The organism is Agrobacterium sp. CGMCC 11546 (assembly GCF_013365515.1).
Classification (GTDB): domain Bacteria; phylum Pseudomonadota; class Alphaproteobacteria; order Rhizobiales; family Rhizobiaceae; genus Agrobacterium; species Agrobacterium fabrum.
Genome location: NZ_CP047387.1, coordinates 476,480 through 492,431, shown reverse-complemented (window position 1 = coordinate 492,431; position 15,952 = coordinate 476,480). Strand labels below are relative to the sequence as shown.

The window sequence follows — 15,952 nt, the reverse complement described above, 5'->3', positions numbered from 1 at the left end:
CGTGTCAGCCTTGGCCCACGCACGACAAGAGCGCATGTGCCATAACACATGCGCTCCACGCGCCCTGTTGTGGGAGGGGCGCATCAATTCATGCAATATTACATGCGGTCGACGGCGCCCTTGACGGCATCCTTCGCCTTGCCGACAGAAGTCTGCACCTTGCCCTTGGTTTCTTGGGCGGCACCCTTGGCGCGCAATTCATTATTGCCCGTCGCTTCGCCGACGTTCTTCTTCACCTTGCCGGCAACTTCATTGGTTTTACCGGCGATCTTGTCAGATGTGCTACCCATTTTACTTCTCCCTAGTTAAGCCGTACTTTCTGTTCGGCTTTCCGGGTGAGTAACGTCAGGGATCAGGATTTGGTTCCAGCAAAAAACAATCGAGAACAAAATGGGCTCAGGCGTGCCCGGCATCCGTGGAGAGCATACGGGCATCGACGCCCATCAGGGCCAGCGCCCGCTCATATTTATTGTCCAGACCACGGTCGAAGATCAGCTCTTCCGCCGCCGGGCAATTCAGCCAGCCATTATTGGCGATCTCGTTTTCCAGCTGGCCCGGACCCCAGCCGGCATAGCCGAGCATCATGGTCGCCTTTTGCGGGCCACGGCCATTGGAGATGGCACGGACAATATCGAGCGTCGCCGTCAGTGAAATATCGTCGCTGACCGGAATGGAGGATTCGCTCAAATAATCATCCGAATGCAGCACGAAACCGCGGCCGGATTCGACCGGGCCGCCGCACTGGATCGGAAACTCGCGGGTGCGGTTGGGCAGCATGATGGCGTCGTTGCTATCCACCAGCTTCAGATGCAGCAGGATGTCCGTGAAGGTGATCTGCTGCGGACGGTTGATGATGAAGCCCATGGCGCCGGCGTCCGAATGGGCGCAGATATAAATTACCGAACGGGCAAAATTGCCATCGTCCAGCCCCGGCATGGCGATCAGGAACTGGCTATCGAAAGAGCCACGTTCGCGTTTGTCCATCAGGGTTGAAAAGCTCACCGGCGCCTCCAGCAGACCGAATTCCATCCTTGCACGGAAAACGGCGTTCGCACTTCGACAGTGCGCAGGATGCGGCATAGCGCCCGATCAATCAACCGAAAATGATGAACCGCACGAATTCGTAACTGGTCCACTGGCCGATGTTGGGTTAGACGGGAAGCATGAGCGTCAGGATATTCTTTCGATTTTCACATCTTCGCCTCGCCGTCGTATTCGCCGCCCTTCTCGGTGGTGGGCAAGCCGCGCAGGCCGAAATTACCGACTGGGCAAGAAGCGAAGGCGGCCAGATGCGGGTGGCAAGCCTTGCCATGGATGCTGACGGCGTGGTGCGCGGCGTGCTGCAGATCGAGCCAAAGGACGGCTGGATAACCTATTGGCGCGAACCGGGCGAAGCCGGCATACCGCCGCAGATCACCCCCGATCCGGCAAGCGGCGTCAGCCTGACCACCATGGCCTATCCCGTCCCGAAACTGATCGAGAACGGCGATATCACCGATATCGGTTATGATCACGCCGTCAGCCTTCCCTTTCAGTTGAAAGCCACCGATCCGGCGGCAAGCGGGACGATCGACATCACCGCCTTCATCGGCGTGTGCCAGAATATCTGCATTCCCTTCGAGGCGAAATTTTCCATCAGCCGCGGCAACGCTGCCGATGATGACAGTGAGGAACGCCGCCTTCTCGAAGAGGCGCGCGAGACCCTGCCCGAAGCGGCTTCCGACGATTTCAAGGTCATCGATTTCCACATTACGCCCGACAAGACCATGCTTGGCGTGCAGCTGCAGCTCCCGGAAAATGCGCCCAAGGAGACCGAAATCTTCATCGCCGGCCCTTCCGGTTTTGCCTATTACGAACCGCAGAACCTGGTGCGCGACAAGCGCAAGCTCTCCTTCTACATGAACATCAAAGGCCTTCCGAAAACCTATCAGGTGCCGGGCAACAGCTGGCCCATCCTGGTCAAATCCGGCGACCGGGCGATGGAAACGGTGCTGAATTTTCCCAAGCCCTGAGCGGGTGTCTGGCATACGGCATTTCAAACGAAAACCGCATGACAGATTTCATGTCCCTGCTCTATAGTCGCGCGAACCGAACGACCAGAGGAGCACGGACATGACCATCAAGATCGGCGAAAAACTACCTTCCGCAACCTTCAAGGAAAAGACGGCCGATGGCCCGGTGGATACCACCACCGACGCGCTTTTCGGCGGCAAGAAGGTGGTTCTCTTTGCCGTTCCCGGCGCCTTCACCCCCACCTGCTCGCTGAACCATCTGCCGGGCTATCTCGAAAACCGCGACGCCATTCTCTCCAAGGGCGTGGATGATATCGCGGTCGTCTCCGTCAATGACTGGCATGTGATGGGCGCCTGGGCGCAATCGTCGGGCGGCCAGGGCAAAATCCACTTCCTCGCCGACTGGGACGCTTCCTTCACCAAAGCGCTCGGCCTCGATGCCGATCTTTCCGGCGGTGGTCTTGGTGTGCGCTCCAAGCGTTATTCCATGCTGGTGGAAGACGGCGTGGTGAAGTCTCTGAACGTCGAAGACAACCCCGGCCAGGCGACCGTTTCGGCAGCCGCGGCAATGATTGAGCAGCTTTAACAAGCCCATTCTTAAGTACACAACTTGATACATCAAATATTAATCAGGCCCGCGGACTTATCGTTCGCGGGCCTTGACGAATCACGAGCACTTCAGACAAATTACTCAAGAGATAAATCTTTATTTACTTATATATATACATTATTAAGTTATTTACATAAAAAATACTTAAATTTATCTACATAATAAACTATGAAGAACAGATAATCCATATTCAATACTTAAATTCATTCATTTATTCACAAATGGGCATGATGCGCCATCCACAAAATATTCCAGCCCTTAGTCCGCTGAACCCTGTCTAGGTTCGTCACAGGGTACGACACCGGAGAAAGGGTGGGTATGCGCAGCAACACGTCAATAATCTTCCAGCCTCACTCGATTTTCGTTTCACACAAAAACTTGATCGGAGCCTTAGCGCTGAACGCCCCGGTGCCGCGCCGCCCTGCGGCTCAGTCGTCGCGCCTGATGACGGGCTGGCTATCCCCGAAACCTCTGACATTTCTCTTCACCGTTCCAATGTTACTCGGACTGAACTGTGTCGCCACAGCAGGTGACATTCCGGGCTTCCCCTACGTTCGCTGGCTCGAAGGAGCAGGAACGAATTTCGTCAACGGCATCAGCGGAGACGGGTCTGTCGCGGTCGGATATTCGATTTCCAGCAATGGCCCGCGACCTTTTCGTTGGGAGGCGGCGACGGGAACGCTGCGCTATATTGATGGTGGGATTGAAGCATACGGTGGCCGCCCCGAGAAGACAAATGTGGACGGCTCCGTGATCGTGGGCACCTCCAGTAGCGACCAGGCGTTCCGCTGGACCGCGAGAACCGGAATGAGGACACTTGGCACCCTACAGGGGATCGGCAAATCCTCCGCCACGGGCGTGAGTGGCGATGGGTCGATCATCATTGGTGTATCCGAAAATGCTGATGTGCAGCGAGCATTTCGCTGGTCAGCGGCCACCGGTGTCATGACAGCGGTTGACATGCCCGCGGATGTAACCTCTTCCGTTGCCACTGACGTCAGCCTCGATGGAAGAGTTGTTGTCGGGGAATACTTTACCGCGGCGAACGTGCACGCCTTTCGTTGGACCGCAACAGATGGTACTGTCGATATCGGAACACTTCCCGGTTCGTACGGTGCGCGTGCGTTAGCGACCAATACGGACGGCACGATTGTCGCGGGGGTCTCCAGATTCGTCGTGCAAGTGCCGATCGAAGTGTTGGAGGACAGGGCGGGAAAGTTCGACGGAACTGACATCAAAGACGGTCCCGTCAACCCCGACGTCAAAATGTTCATTGATGAATGGCATGCCTTCCGATGGAACGCTGCCACAGGATCAATGCAGCCGCTTGAGGTAATTCCGAACGGAAGTGGCTCTATACCCTATGCCATGAGCGCGGACGGTTCGGTCATTGTCGGGAATTGGCAATCCGCCAGCGGTCAGCGCGGCTTCCGCTGGACCGAACCTGGCGGAATGCTGTCCGTTGAGGACTGGTTGCGGAACAATGGTGTCTCTATCGCCAGCGACTTCACAAGTACCGCTACGGACCTAAGCGCCGATGGCAACATCGTTGTGGGCCGAACAAGAAATAACACATCTTACATAGCCCGAATCGTGCTTGCTGTCTCCGCCACAGCGGACCCGCGCACCAATCTTGTCAATGTGGATACGGTGACACCTGCAGATCCCGGGAGTAGCGGAAGACAACCGCGAGGAATCGACCTCACGAACGCACCAGTCACAACGACTCCTTCGGCATCGTCCGGCACCGCCTCCTCCTCTCCATCATCTACCTCATCTGCATCCGCCTCGCCCTCCGGCTCTTCCAATACTTCCACATCGCCCGCAACCACGACATCTGGCGCAGCGTCGACACCTACTGCATCTTCTGTTTCCTCACCCGGTTCCGCCGCCAAAACTGGCCATTCCATCCTTCCTGCGCGTTCGGGCATCATCGATCTGGATCAATATGCGGGGACGATTGCAGCAAGGCCGAGTGCGGGTGTCGGCCTCAACATTGCCAATACCGTTCTCGACGGCGCGCATGGCATGCCGATGCGCAGCCTGCTGGAGCCGGGCCGTCAATCTTTTTCCATCGTCAGCGATGTTGGTCACAATGACGGCCGCGATGCGGCTGGCGCTTTTGGTATTGCCGATATCGGCTATGGTTTCGGGCTCGACGGTGGCGCGACGGCGCACATCACCTTTGGCGGCCTATATGACCAACGCGATATCAATACCGGCGGAGACTTCATCCACAGCGGCTTCTACATCGCTCCCGAGATCAGCCTGCCGCTCACTGATGGCCTATATGCCACCATTGGCGGTTATTATGCACCCGGCAGAATGTCGATCGAGCGCGGTTACCTCAATGGCGGCACGATGGATTATTCGCGCGGCGAGACCGATCTCAGTGTCTGGGCAGCGAAACTGCGCTTTGACTGGCTGGATGCGCTCACAATCAGCGAATGGAACCTGACACCCTATGCCGGCGTGACCTATGCAAAAGCCGAGATGGGCGCTTATGCGGAAACCGGCGGGGCGTTTCCGGCCGGTTTCGATGCGAGCGGCGAGCAATCCACCATCATTCGCGCCGGTCTCGACGGCGTCACCAATTTCAGCGACTCGATCCGCTTTCTGGCAAGGGCCGAGGCGGCCTACCGGCTGGAAAAGAAAACAGCAACGACTACGGGCACCATTGATGACTTGATGGGGTTTTCCTTCGCCGGGCAAGACATAGACCGCTTCTGGCTGCGCGGTGGCCTCGGCGCGGAATTCGATATGGCGGGCGGGACGGCATCACTGAACGTCAACGTCACCACCGAGGGCAACGATCCCGGCCTATGGGTTCGGGCCGGCTGGAAGATCACTTTCTGACCGGCAACCAGCCTTTACACATTCATGTCGAACACCAGAAGCCCGGCGAGGCCGCCATCTGTCAGCGACACCAACCGTTCCCCCACTTCCACATGCTGGGGATGGGCGAGATAGCCATCGCGGGCTTCGGGGCTTTCCAGCGTGACGATGAAGCCATCGACAAAACCGCCATTCAGGCCTTCGGGCGAGATGTTCTGGCCGTATTTAACATCGACGATCCCCGGTATCTCGTCCTTCAGGGCCGCAATCGCCTCGAAAACAGCGTGTTTTTCAGAGGATGCCGTCGCAGCCTTGAACCTTAGAAATACACAATGCAGGATCATCCGAATGTCTCCTCCGCTGGAACGCCGCCCAAGCTGTTTGACGACAAGATAAGTCGGGTTTCAGTTTCCACAACCCCCAATCGGGCCGCAAATCGATCTCTCAATCGGACCCCCCAATCGGGATTGAGCGTCGCGCCCGCCCAGAGCCAGTCACAGCGGCAAGAACGCAGGCCTGCGTTACCGGCGTTTGAAGGGCTCCATGCCCTTGCGCGCCAGTTCATCGGCACGCTCGTTTTCCGGGTGGCCGGCATGGCCCTTCACCCAATGCAGGGTGACCTTGTGGCGCTCCTGCGCCGCCTCCAGCGCCTGCCAAAGCTCGACATTCTTGACCGGCTTGTTATCAGCGGTCTTCCAGCCCTTCTTTTTCCAGCCGAAAATCCACTTGGTGATGCCGTCCTTCACATAGGCGCTGTCGGTATAAAGATCGACCTCGCAGGGGCTCTTCAGCGCATTGAGCGCCGAGATCGCCGCCAGCAATTCCATGCGGTTGTTGGTGGTGTCGGCTTCGCCGCCGGAGAGTTCCTTTTCGGTCTCGCCATAACGCAGCACCGCACCCCAGCCGCCCGGCCCGGGATTGCCGGAGCAGGCGCCATCGGTGAAAATATCGACGTGTTTCATTCGCCCGCCAGCCCATATTCGGCGACATTGGCGATCGTGCGGTGGAAGCGCAGCTTGCGCAGATATTCCAGCGGATCCTTCTTCACCACCAGCGCGCCGGCCGGCGTCGTCAGCCAGTCGTAAAGCCGGGTCAGGAAGAAACGTAACGCCGAACCGCGTGACAGCAGCGGCAGCGCTTCCAGCTCCGCTTCGCTCAGCGGTCGAACCGACTGGTAACCTTCCAGCAGCGCCTTGCCCTTGATGACGTTGTAAGCGCCATCCTTTTCGAAGCACCAGGCGTTCAGGCAGATCGACACGTCATAAGCGAGCAGGTCGTTACAGGCGAAATAAAAATCGATCAGGCCGGAAAGCTCGTCTCCGAGGAAGAAGACATTGTCCTGAAACAGATCCGCATGGATGACGCCTGCCGGCAAATCTTTCGGCCAATGGGCGGCAAGATAATCGATCTCCGGGCGAATCTCTTCCCTAAGCCCCTTCTCCACCTCATCCGCACGCTCTTCGGACTTGTCCCACAGCACTTTCCAGCCTTCAACCGAGAGCGCATTGGGCCGCTTGATCTCGAACCCTTCGCTCGCCAGATGCATGGCGGCCAGCGCCTTGCCGACTTCCCGGCAATGTTTCGCTTCCGGTTTTCTCAGCCACATGCCTTCGAGGAAGGAAATGAGCGCTGCCGGCCGACCCGACAATTCGCCCAGCAATTCGCCATCCTTGCGCGGCAGGGGCAAGGGGCAGGACAGACCCTTGGCGGCCAAATGCTGCATGAGGCCGAGGAAGAAGGGCAGATCGTTTTTCTCCACGCGCTTTTCATAAAGCGTGAGGATCAGCGGATCTTTGGTGGTGTGCAGCAGGAAATTGGAGTTTTCGACACCCTCGGCAATGCCCTTGTAGGAGGTGAGGCTGCCGACGTCATATTGCGTGAGGAAATTCCTCAGATCATCTTCGGTAATATCAGTATAAACTGCCAATTTTATATCTCTTGATGAAGGAAGGACTAGAAATCTAGGGGGAGCATGCCAAAGGTAGGGCGAAAACCGCCCTTGCTCAGCGCCACCCCGCTTCAGATACCGGCGGTGGCTTTTGACGGCAGCGCGTTGCTGGCATTGCCATTAACAAAAGCCATGTCATCTGTCGTCAACTCGATGCTGCGCAGCTCGCGGTTGACGAGGAAATGTTCCGTTTCCTCAACCGTCACGGCGAGATCGAGCGTGGTATCGAAACGTGCCTTGAAGGCCTCGATGATCTCATCAACGATGACCTCCGGCGCGGAAGCACCGGCCGAAAGGCCGACCGTGCGGATGTCGCCGATCTCATTCCAGTCGATTTCCGACGCCCGCTGCACCAGCACCGAGTGTTTGGCGCCGGCGCGCAGCGCCACTTCCACCAGCCGCTTTGAATTGGAGGAATTGGGGGCGCCAACGACGATGAAGAGATCGCAGCCGGGGGCTGCCTGCTTCACCGCATCCTGACGGTTGGTGGTTGCGTAACAGATGCTGTCGGCAGCAGGCGCCTGAATGGCCGGAAACCGTTCCTGAAGCCTGGCGATGACGCCGGCGGTATCATCGACCGACAGTGTCGTCTGCGTGACGAAACCGAGGTTTTCACGGTCGACCGGTTCGTAAACACCCGCATCTTCCACCGTCTCGACCAGCGAGACCGTGCCTTCGGGCAGTTGGCCCATGGTGCCAATGACTTCGGGGTGACCGGCATGGCCGATCAGCACCACATGACGGCCGAGGCGCTGGTGGCGCATGGCCTGCTTATGGACCTTGGAGACCAGCGGGCAAGTCGCGTCGAGATAAAACAGGTTACGTGCCTGCGCATCTTCAGGCACGGATTTCGGCACACCGTGGGCGGAAAAGACCACCGGCTGCTCGCGATGCTCGGCAGGAATCTCATGCAGTTCCTCGACGAAAATCGCGCCCTTGGCTTCCAGGCCTTCAACAACGTAACGATTATGCACGATTTCGTGGCGAACATAGACCGGTGCGCCATAGGCTTTCAGCGCCAGCACGACGATCTGAATCGCCCTATCCACGCCCGCGCAAAAGCCGCGCGGTCCGCACAGCCTTATCGTCAAAGGGGGTTTGGAAACGGCGATGTTCATTCGTGCTCCTTGGCGCGCTCCTTGGCCTTGCCCGGCAAGCTACCGGACGGCGCGCTCTTCATTCACCCTGCGCCTTACCGTTCCGGAAATAGGCAAAACCGGCGACGATGACAAGGGCCGCCGCCAGACCATACCACGTTATCGCATATTGCAGGTGATTGTTGGGCAAATCTATCAGCGTCACACCGCCCTGCGGCCAGCCGCCGGGATTGGGCGCATTGTCGGCATCCACGAAGAGTTTGACCAGCCGGTCGGGCGGCACGTCGGCGCTGGACGCCATCGCCGCCAGATCCTTCCAGTAGAAGATATTCTTGGCGATATCGTTGTCCGGCAACAGCGAGGATGGTTTTGCAACCAGCGGCGCGCGCGCCAACCCCGTTATCGTCACCTCGCCGCTCAACTGGCCATCGGGCCGTTTGGCCGCTTCCTTCATCTCGAAGGGCACGAAGCCACGATTGACGAAAAGAATGCGGCCATCGGCGAGTGTCAGCGGCGTATAGATATAATAACCGGTCTGGCCCTGATGGGTGGCGAAGAAATGCCGCTCGCGCGTGTGATCGAAAGTGCCTGATAGCCTGACCTTACGGTATTCTATCTCGCCGCCGCTTTTTACGATGGCCTCGATATCGGAGAGCGTGGCGGGACTTGCGTTGCGCCTTTCCTCGATATCGGCCATTAGGGCCTCTTTCCAGTAGAGCCGTTTCACCTGCCAGGTGCCGAGCCCGAGAAGAATGGCAAGCGCCAGCAGCACCAGCGGCGCGGCGAACCAGACCCGCCGTTGCGCCGCCTTCATGTGGGAAACGTCATTCACGATCAAGCCTGCCTTCGCTTGCATTGTTGCGGTATTGCAGCGCAATCATGATCCCTTTCAGCTTGCGCAGCAGCACGAGAGAGACAATCACCGTAAACGGCAACCAGAGCATGACATGCACCCAGACGGGCGGGGCAAAACGCTGATCGACCCAAAGCGCCAGCCCAACGACCAGAAAACCGACGATCAGCATGACAAAAACGGCCGGGCCATCCCCCGCATCGGCAAAGCCGTAATCCAGTCCGCAGGCGCTACAGGCGGGTTTCGGTGTCAAAAAACCATCGAACAGTCGGCCATTGCCACAACGGGGGCAGCAGCCTTTCAAGCCCACCTTGATGGGATCGACAGGCGCGAAATTGCCGTTTGATGGTTCAGACATGAGGACCTCCCGCTCCCGCCGGCAAAAACCTCGAGAATACATAGAGCTTCGGGTAGTCGCATCGGCCCTCGGGGTTGCACCTTGTTTCTTCTCCCCGCCGGGGAGAAGGTGGCCGAAGGGTCGGATGAGGGGGTAAGGTTCCCGGATATCTCTACCCTTGCCGCCTCATCCCGCTGCCGCGACCTTCTCCCCGGCGGGGAGAAGAAATACGTGGCGCTCGCTCATCTCTCAGAAGCAACGTGGTGGGCTACACGGCGTAAGTTAACCGTGCAGCGGTGCGCCCCAGCCACCCCAGATGTAGATGGCGAAGAACAGGAACAGCCAGACGACGTCAACGAAGTGCCAGTACCAGGCGGCCGCTTCGAAACCGAAATGCTGTTTGGGCGTGAAACCGCCGGCGATGGCGCGGAACAGGCAGACCAGCAGGAAGACAGTGCCGACGAAGACATGGAAACCGTGGAAACCGGTGGCCATGAAGAAGGTGGCGCCGTAGATCGAATTTTTGAAGTCGAACGGCGCGTGGATGTATTCGTAAACCTGCACGGTGGAGAACAGGACGCCGAGCGCGACGGTCAATGCCAGACCCGAGATCAGGCCCTTGCGGTCATTATGCAGCAAGGCATGGTGCGCCCAGGTTACGCAGGTGCCCGAGAGAAGCAGGATGACGGTGTTGTAGAGCGGCAGATGCCAGGGATCGATGACCTCGATGCCCTTCGGTGGCCATTGCCCACCGGTATATTCGAGGCGCGACGCCTGGATGGCCTCATGCGGGAAGAGGCTGGCATCGAAATAGGCCCAGAACCAGGCGACAAAGAACATCACCTCGGAGGCGATGAACATGATCATGCCGTAACGCAGATGCAGCGAAACCACGCGGGTATGGCTGCCCTCATTGGCTTCCTTGATCGTGTCCGCCCACCAGGCGTACATGACGTAAAGCACGATGACGAGACCGATATAGAACAGCCAGGGGTTGGCCAGTTCCGCACCGAACAGCTTGAAGGAGCCGCCCGAAAGGTAACGCATGTAGCAGACGCCGCCGAAGGTCATGATGAAGGCGCCGATCGAGGCCAGAAGCGGCCACGGGCTCGGGTCTATGATGTGGTAATCGTGGTTCTTCTGATGCGTGTCTGCCATTGCGACAATCCCCTGGTATCTCTTCCCTGATCCGGCCCCCTCAAAAGACCCGGATCTCCTCTTACAATTTGCTGTCGCCAGATTCTGTCTTTACCGGCAAGGACGCAACCGGTTTTTCGGTTTTGGCCGGATAAAACGTATAGGACAGCGTTAAAGTATGGACGCTCTTGGTTTCGCGCGCCGTGGCGATGTCAGGATCGACAAAAAACACCACCGGCATTTCCAGCGTTTCGCCCGGCTGCAGCGTCGTTTCGGTGAAGCAGAAACACTCCACCTTGTTGAAATAGGCACCGGCTTCCATCGGGGTGACGTTGAACACCGCCGTGCCCGTGGTCGCCACGGGCGATCGGTTAGTCGCCTTGAAGGTCACCTTTATCGTCTCGCCGATCTTCGGCTTGACCATCTTGTCAACAGGGCGGAAATCCCAGTTGAGGCCGTTCGACGTATTGGCGTCGAAGGTGACGTTGATGGTCTTGTCGAGAATGACGTCGGAATATTGCTCCACACGCTGCGTCGTGCCGTTATAACCGGTGACGCGGCAAAACAGGCTGTAGAGCGGCACGGCAGCATAGGCCATGCCGATCATGGCGCAGAAAAACACCAGACAGAGCACGAGGATGGAACGGTTGCTCACCCGCTGCGAGCCGGCCCGCGCTGTTTCTGCTTCCATATTCGCCATGTCCTCCCCTCCTCCTATGCTCAGACCGTCAATGCGAGCCGATCTTGATGATGGTGATGACGTAGAACAGCACCACCAGACCGGCGAGCAGGACGCCGAGTGCAATATTGCGCCCGCGTCTCGATTTTTTCTGCGCCGCGCTCAGTTCCACCGTTTCCATTACAGGACTCCCGAAATCACGGCCTCCAGGGCCGGCGCGAAATGATCGGCCAGAAGGCCGGAGAAAATCGCGAAGAGATAAAGCACCGAATAGGCGAACATCTTCTTGGCGGGCAACATCTTCTCGTCGCCTTCAGGCATGCGCCGGACATCGAACGAACAGTAGACGAAGATCGCGCTCAGCACGGCGGCGAAAATGCCGTAACCGGCGCTCGCCAGACCCGTGAAATAGGGCGCAACAGCCGCCGCCGCGGTCAGCACCGCATAAACGATCATCTGGTTCTTGGTGGAACGCTCACCCGCCACATTCGGCATCATCGGAATGCCGACCGCGCCGTAATCACGCATCTTGAACAGCGCCAGCGCCCAGAAATGCGCCGGGGTCCACAGAAAGATGATGAGGAACAGGATGACGCTATCAAGGGAAACGCCGCCGGTGACGCAGGCCCAGCCGAGCATGGGCGGGAAAGCGCCGGCAGCACCGCCGATGACGATGTTCTGCGGCGTCGAGCGCTTCAGCCAAATCGTATAAACGACGGCATAAAAGAAGATGGTGAAGGCGAGCAGGCCGGCGGAGAACCAGTTGACCGCAAGGCCGAGGATGACCACCGAGAAGGCTGACAGCGTCAGGCCGAAGGCAAGAGCTTCGCGCGGCGCGATGCGGCCCGACGGGATCGGCCGCTTGGCGGTGCGGGTCATCACGGCATCGATATCGGCATCGTACCACATGTTGAGCGCACCGGACGCGCCGGCGCCGACCGCGATGCAGAGAATGGCAATGAGCCCAAGAATAGGGTTGATTTCACCCGGCGCCAACACGAGGCCGGCAAAGGCGGTGAAGACGACGAGCGACATGACGCGCGGCTTCAGCAACTCGAAATAATCGCGTGCGCCGGCTTCCGAAAGTTCGGAGCTTTCTGCGCCCATCATGTCGCGATCGTCGATAACGGTCATTTCCTGTCCTGTTTCCTTCAGATGCCGCCTGCCGCGACACCCCTTGCACCGGCCCGAAAAACGAAACGGATTTCCGGCATGCGCGATGCGTCAATTCATGGGTCCCGAACGTCCTGGCAGGCGCGGCACCGGACCAAACCGATGCCAGCATGTGCCGGCCAATCGCCGCGCCCTGCCGCCATTCGTCTGCGCTTGCTTTTCATAAAGGCCAGATTTGGCATTTATCATGTCCGGGCATGTATCACGTCGGACGGAAAGCATCGCTTGGACAAAATGTCACGCAGCAGGAGAAGCTGCCCGTTCGGGAAACGGCACGGACCCAACCGCGCCGTCCCTCTTTTTTCAGCAGCCGGAATGCGCAAGCCGAGCCTGCGCCTTCCGGCCCGCGCATCAGCGGATGCGCGGAAGCTGTTCCCACTGGTGGTAAGGCGGCGGCGAAGACAGCTGCCATTCGAGCGTCGTCGCACCCTCACCCCAGGGATTGTTGCCGGCGATCCGCTTCTTGGCGAAGGCTTCCCAAACGCCGAAGAGGAAGATGCCCACGGCAACCGCCGAGATATAGGAACCGTAAGACGATACCAGATTCCAGCCGGCATAGGCATCGGGATAATCGATGTAGCGGCGCGGCATGCCGGCTAGGCCAAGGAAGTGCTGCGGGAAGAAGATCAGGTTCACGCCGATGAACATAACCCAGAAATGCAGCTTGCCGATGAACTCGTTGTACATGTAGCCGGTGATCTTCGGGAACCAGTAGTACCAGCCGGCGAAGATCGCAAAGACGGCGCCGAGCGACAGCACGTAGTGGAAGTGAGCCACGACGTAATAGGTATCGTGCAGCGAACGATCAAGACCGGCATTGGCGAGCTGCACACCGGTGACGCCACCGACCGTGAACAGGAAGATGAAGCCGATTGCCCAGACCATCGGGGTCGAGAAGGTCAGCGAACCGCCCCACATCGTCGCGATCCACGAGAAGATCTTGATCCCCGTCGGCACCGCGATGACCATGGTGGCGAAAACGAAGTAGCGCTGTGCCTCGAGCGACAGGCCGACCGTGTACATGTGGTGCGCCCAGACGATGAAGCCGACCGCGCCGATGGCGACCATGGCGTAAGCCATGCCGAGATAACCGAAGACCGGCTTCTTGGAGAAGGTGGACACGATGTGGCTGATGATGCCGAAACCGGGCAGGATCAGAATGTACACTTCCGGGTGACCGAAGAACCAGAACAGATGCTGGTAGAGGATCGGATCACCGCCGCCCTCCGGCGAGAAGAACGCCGTGCCGAAGTTACGGTCGGTCAGAAGCATGGTGATGCCACCTGCCAGAACCGGAAGCGAAAGCAGGAGCAGGAATGCGGTGACCAGAACCGACCAGGCAAACAGCGGCATCTTGTGCAGCGTCATGCCCGGAGCGCGCATGTTCAGGATGGTGGTGATGAAGTTGATGGCACCGAGGATCGAGGATGCACCGGCGACGTGCAGCGAGAAGATCGCAAGATCCACCGCCGGCCCGGGCATGCCGCTGGTCGACAGAGGCGGATACATGGTCCAGCCGCCACCCACGCCATAAGCACCCGCCGGACCTTCGACGAAGAGCGACAGGAGCAGCAGGATGAAGGCCGGAACGATGAGCCAGAAGGAAATATTGTTGAGGCGCGGGAAAGCCATGTCAGGCGCGCCGATCATGATCGGGATCATCCAGTTGGCAAAACCGCCGATCATCGCCGGCATGACCATGAAGAAGATCATGATCAGCGCGTGCGCTGTCGTGAACACGTTGAACATGTGCTTACCGCCGTCGATGGCGGCATCGCCCTCGAAGCCGTAGACCATGGAAGCCAGACCGTGGAAGATCTGGATGCCCGGCTCCTGCAGCTCCATACGCATGACGACCGAAAGCCCGCCGCCGATGATGCCCGCCATGATGGCGAAGATCAGGTACAGCGTGCCGATGTCCTTGTGGTTGGTGGACAGGAACCAGCGGGCGAAGAAGCCCGGCTTATGGGAATGATCATGCGAATGATCGTCATGCGCATGCGCGTCATGTGCGGATTGACCATGCGAGTGATGATCGTCGTGTGCGGAAGGTCCAGCCATTGTCGTCACTCCAGGTCTCAGTTGGTTTCGTTGGCGGCAACGTCGACCGTGCGCGGAGCGCCATCGACGGAGGCCATCAACGCCCGGTTCGCGCCGTTCAGATCTGAAGCGGCGGCGGCGTGCCAGGTGTTGTACTGCTGTTCGGAAACCACCCGAATGGCGATCGGCATGAAAGCGTGGTCCTTGCCGCAAAGCTCGGAACATTGGCCGTAATACAGGCCTTCCTTCTCCGGCTTGAACCATGTTTCATTGAGGCGGCCCGGAACGGCATCGATCTTGACGCCGAAGGCGGGCATGGCGAAGGCGTGGATGACATCCGTCGGAGCCGCCGTCACCAGAAGGCGAACTGTCTTGCCGACGGGAACAACCATTTCATTGTCGACCGCGAGAAGGCGCGGATAGCGGGCCTTGTCTTCCTTGCCGGCAGCGGCGCGATCCTGATCCTTCAGCAGGTAGCTGTCGAAGGAGAGCGGCTCTGCGCCCTCGGCGGCCTTGTATTCATAGCTCCACAGCCACTGCGTGGCGGTCGCCTTCAGCGTCAGGTCCGGGTTTTCCGGCTGCGTCAGCTGCGCGTTCAGAAGATTGAACGAGGGGAAAGCGAGGAACAGGAGAATGAGCACCGGCGCCAGCGTCCACACCACCTCGATCGCCGTGTTATGGCTGGTCTTGGAAGCCACCGGATTTTTCGCGGCGTGGAACTTGACGGCAACGATGATGAGCAGCGCAAGAACGAAAAGCGTGACCGGAACAATGAACCACAGTGTATATTGTTCGAACCAGCGTATTTCGTGCATGATCGGCGTGGCGGCCTCCTGCATGCCCATTTGCCAATGCACCGGCTGATCGGCGTGGGCGCCGACAGCCGTGAGCAGACAGGTCATCCCCGCCAGTGCTGCGTAAATCCTATTCGTCACGGTACCCTCTCCCTCACGCGTCTGATCTAGATCAATCACAGACGCAGAATCCATGCTTATGGTACTAACTTAAAACCACAGTTTGCCCTCTGCCGCAATATGCGTCGGGACACGGATGCGCCCCAATTTTGCCATTGATCAATCCACGACCGACTTTCCCGCACCCTGTGTCCAAGCTGACCCGCTGAACGCGATTTCAAGCACCTCAAATACGACAAAGCCCCGTCTTCCAGCCAGTTTGAATGCCGGATAACAAATGACGCGCCCGGCAAATCAGATGGCTATGCGTGCCAACA

General features: G+C 58.6%; 17 protein-coding genes. 3 read left to right on the top strand and 14 right to left on the bottom strand.

The genetic code is table 11. From position 1 onward, the window contains the following. Window positions 1-98: 98 nt before the first annotated feature. Together GSF67_RS02495 and GSF67_RS02490 are read right to left on the bottom strand one after the other, a co-directional pair. The gene (locus GSF67_RS02495) at window positions 99-290 is read right to left on the bottom strand and encodes a CsbD family protein (protein WP_006309833.1); all 192 of its coding nucleotides are present in this window, start codon (window positions 288-290) and stop codon (window positions 99-101) included. A gap of 106 nt (window positions 291-396) precedes the next feature. Further along, complete coding sequence (locus GSF67_RS02490) at window positions 397-1,002, bottom strand: YqgE/AlgH family protein (RefSeq protein WP_010971144.1); 606 nt, start codon at window positions 1,000-1,002, stop codon at window positions 397-399. A gap of 161 nt (window positions 1,003-1,163) precedes the next feature. Here GSF67_RS02490 and GSF67_RS02485 point away from each other — a divergent pair, with 161 nt between their 5' ends. The 3 genes from GSF67_RS02485 to GSF67_RS02475 all read left to right on the top strand — a co-directional run bounded on the left by GSF67_RS02485 (window position 1,164) and on the right by GSF67_RS02475 (window position 5,478). Continuing rightward, complete coding sequence (locus tag GSF67_RS02485) at window positions 1,164-2,012, top strand: protein-disulfide reductase DsbD domain-containing protein (RefSeq protein WP_006309831.1); 849 nt, start codon at window positions 1,164-1,166, stop codon at window positions 2,010-2,012. Window positions 2,013-2,112: 100 nt separating this feature from the next. Further along, entirely contained in the window at window positions 2,113-2,598 is a 486-nt protein-coding gene (locus GSF67_RS02480; protein WP_006309830.1) for a peroxiredoxin, read from the top strand. 342 nt (window positions 2,599-2,940) lie between these two features. After that, complete coding sequence (locus tag GSF67_RS02475; RefSeq protein ID WP_006309829.1) at window positions 2,941-5,478, top strand: autotransporter domain-containing protein; 2,538 nt, start codon at window positions 2,941-2,943, stop codon at window positions 5,476-5,478. Between the two features lie 14 nt (window positions 5,479-5,492). Here GSF67_RS02475 and GSF67_RS02470 read toward each other — a convergent pair whose 3' ends face one another. The 12 genes from GSF67_RS02470 to coxB form a co-directional block, all read right to left on the bottom strand. Beyond that, window positions 5,493-5,801, bottom strand: coding sequence for a Dabb family protein (locus GSF67_RS02470; RefSeq protein WP_006309828.1), 309 nt, complete (start codon window positions 5,799-5,801; stop codon window positions 5,493-5,495). A 177-nt stretch (window positions 5,802-5,978) separates the two neighbouring features. Next, window positions 5,979-6,419: a ribonuclease HI gene (gene rnhA, locus GSF67_RS02465; protein ID WP_003511799.1), complete on the bottom strand. Its 441-nt coding sequence runs from the start codon at window positions 6,417-6,419 to the stop codon at window positions 5,979-5,981. Beyond that, on the bottom strand, window positions 6,416-7,384 hold the full coding sequence (locus tag GSF67_RS02460; RefSeq protein ID WP_006309827.1) for a homoserine kinase: 969 nt from the start codon (window positions 7,382-7,384) through the stop codon (window positions 6,416-6,418). The genes rnhA and GSF67_RS02460 overlap by 4 nt, the downstream gene beginning before the upstream one ends. 92 nt (window positions 7,385-7,476) lie before the next feature. Next, complete coding sequence (gene ispH / locus GSF67_RS02455; protein ID WP_006309826.1) at window positions 7,477-8,523, bottom strand: 4-hydroxy-3-methylbut-2-enyl diphosphate reductase; 1,047 nt, start codon at window positions 8,521-8,523, stop codon at window positions 7,477-7,479. A gap of 58 nt (window positions 8,524-8,581) precedes the next feature. Next, entirely contained in the window at window positions 8,582-9,316 is a 735-nt protein-coding gene (locus GSF67_RS02450) for an SURF1 family protein (RefSeq protein WP_006309825.1), read from the bottom strand. A gap of 10 nt (window positions 9,317-9,326) precedes the next feature. Further along, complete coding sequence (locus GSF67_RS02445; protein ID WP_006309824.1) at window positions 9,327-9,713, bottom strand: DUF983 domain-containing protein; 387 nt, start codon at window positions 9,711-9,713, stop codon at window positions 9,327-9,329. Window positions 9,714-9,974: 261 nt separating this feature from the next. Beyond that, window positions 9,975-10,850 carry a cytochrome c oxidase subunit 3 gene (locus tag GSF67_RS02440; RefSeq protein WP_006309823.1) on the bottom strand — a complete coding sequence of 292 codons (876 nt, stop codon included), beginning with the start codon at window positions 10,848-10,850 and terminating at the stop codon, window positions 9,975-9,977. 61 nt (window positions 10,851-10,911) lie between these two features. Continuing rightward, complete coding sequence (locus GSF67_RS02435) at window positions 10,912-11,529, bottom strand: cytochrome c oxidase assembly protein (RefSeq protein WP_006309822.1); 618 nt, start codon at window positions 11,527-11,529, stop codon at window positions 10,912-10,914. Window positions 11,530-11,557: 28 nt separating this feature from the next. Beyond that, entirely contained in the window at window positions 11,558-11,689 is a 132-nt protein-coding gene (locus GSF67_RS26205) for a hypothetical protein (RefSeq protein ID WP_003509137.1), read from the bottom strand. Beyond that, window positions 11,689-12,642 carry a heme o synthase gene (locus GSF67_RS02430; protein WP_006309821.1) on the bottom strand — a complete coding sequence of 318 codons (954 nt, stop codon included), beginning with the start codon at window positions 12,640-12,642 and terminating at the stop codon, window positions 11,689-11,691. Before GSF67_RS02430 ends, GSF67_RS26205 begins: the two co-directional genes overlap by 1 nt. A gap of 390 nt (window positions 12,643-13,032) precedes the next feature. Further along, entirely contained in the window at window positions 13,033-14,742 is a 1,710-nt protein-coding gene (gene ctaD, locus GSF67_RS02425) for a cytochrome c oxidase subunit I (protein ID WP_006309820.1), read from the bottom strand. Window positions 14,743-14,759: 17 nt separating this feature from the next. Further along, complete coding sequence (gene coxB / locus GSF67_RS02420; protein ID WP_010971135.1) at window positions 14,760-15,623, bottom strand: cytochrome c oxidase subunit II; 864 nt, start codon at window positions 15,621-15,623, stop codon at window positions 14,760-14,762. Between the last annotated feature and the right edge of the window lie 329 nt (window positions 15,624-15,952).

What these genes read in the sequence shown, in the direction of transcription:
- GSF67_RS02495 (WP_006309833.1), bottom strand. Translation starts at nt 290, where the DNA reads ATGGGTAGCACATCTGACAAGATCGCCGGTAAAACCAATGAAGTTGCC.
- GSF67_RS02485 (WP_006309831.1), top strand. Translation starts at nt 1,164, where the DNA reads ATGAGCGTCAGGATATTCTTTCGATTTTCACATCTTCGCCTCGCCGTC.
- GSF67_RS02480 (WP_006309830.1), top strand. Translation starts at nt 2,113, where the DNA reads ATGACCATCAAGATCGGCGAAAAACTACCTTCCGCAACCTTCAAGGAA.
- GSF67_RS02475 (WP_006309829.1), top strand. Translation starts at nt 2,941, where the DNA reads ATGCGCAGCAACACGTCAATAATCTTCCAGCCTCACTCGATTTTCGTT.
- GSF67_RS02470 (WP_006309828.1), bottom strand. Translation starts at nt 5,801, where the DNA reads ATGATCCTGCATTGTGTATTTCTAAGGTTCAAGGCTGCGACGGCATCC.
- rnhA (WP_003511799.1), bottom strand. Translation starts at nt 6,419, where the DNA reads ATGAAACACGTCGATATTTTCACCGATGGCGCCTGCTCCGGCAATCCC.
- ispH (WP_006309826.1), bottom strand. Translation starts at nt 8,523, where the DNA reads ATGAACATCGCCGTTTCCAAACCCCCTTTGACGATAAGGCTGTGCGGA.
- GSF67_RS02450 (WP_006309825.1), bottom strand. Translation starts at nt 9,316, where the DNA reads ATGAAGGCGGCGCAACGGCGGGTCTGGTTCGCCGCGCCGCTGGTGCTG.
- GSF67_RS02445 (WP_006309824.1), bottom strand. Translation starts at nt 9,713, where the DNA reads ATGTCTGAACCATCAAACGGCAATTTCGCGCCTGTCGATCCCATCAAG.
- GSF67_RS02440 (WP_006309823.1), bottom strand. Translation starts at nt 10,850, where the DNA reads ATGGCAGACACGCATCAGAAGAACCACGATTACCACATCATAGACCCG.
- GSF67_RS02435 (WP_006309822.1), bottom strand. Translation starts at nt 11,529, where the DNA reads ATGGCGAATATGGAAGCAGAAACAGCGCGGGCCGGCTCGCAGCGGGTG.
- GSF67_RS26205 (WP_003509137.1), bottom strand. Translation starts at nt 11,689, where the DNA reads ATGGAAACGGTGGAACTGAGCGCGGCGCAGAAAAAATCGAGACGCGGG.
- GSF67_RS02430 (WP_006309821.1), bottom strand. Translation starts at nt 12,642, where the DNA reads ATGACCGTTATCGACGATCGCGACATGATGGGCGCAGAAAGCTCCGAA.
- ctaD (WP_006309820.1), bottom strand. Translation starts at nt 14,742, where the DNA reads ATGGCTGGACCTTCCGCACACGACGATCATCACTCGCATGGTCAATCC.
- coxB (WP_010971135.1), bottom strand. Translation starts at nt 15,623, where the DNA reads ATGACCTGTCTGCTCACGGCTGTCGGCGCCCACGCCGATCAGCCGGTG.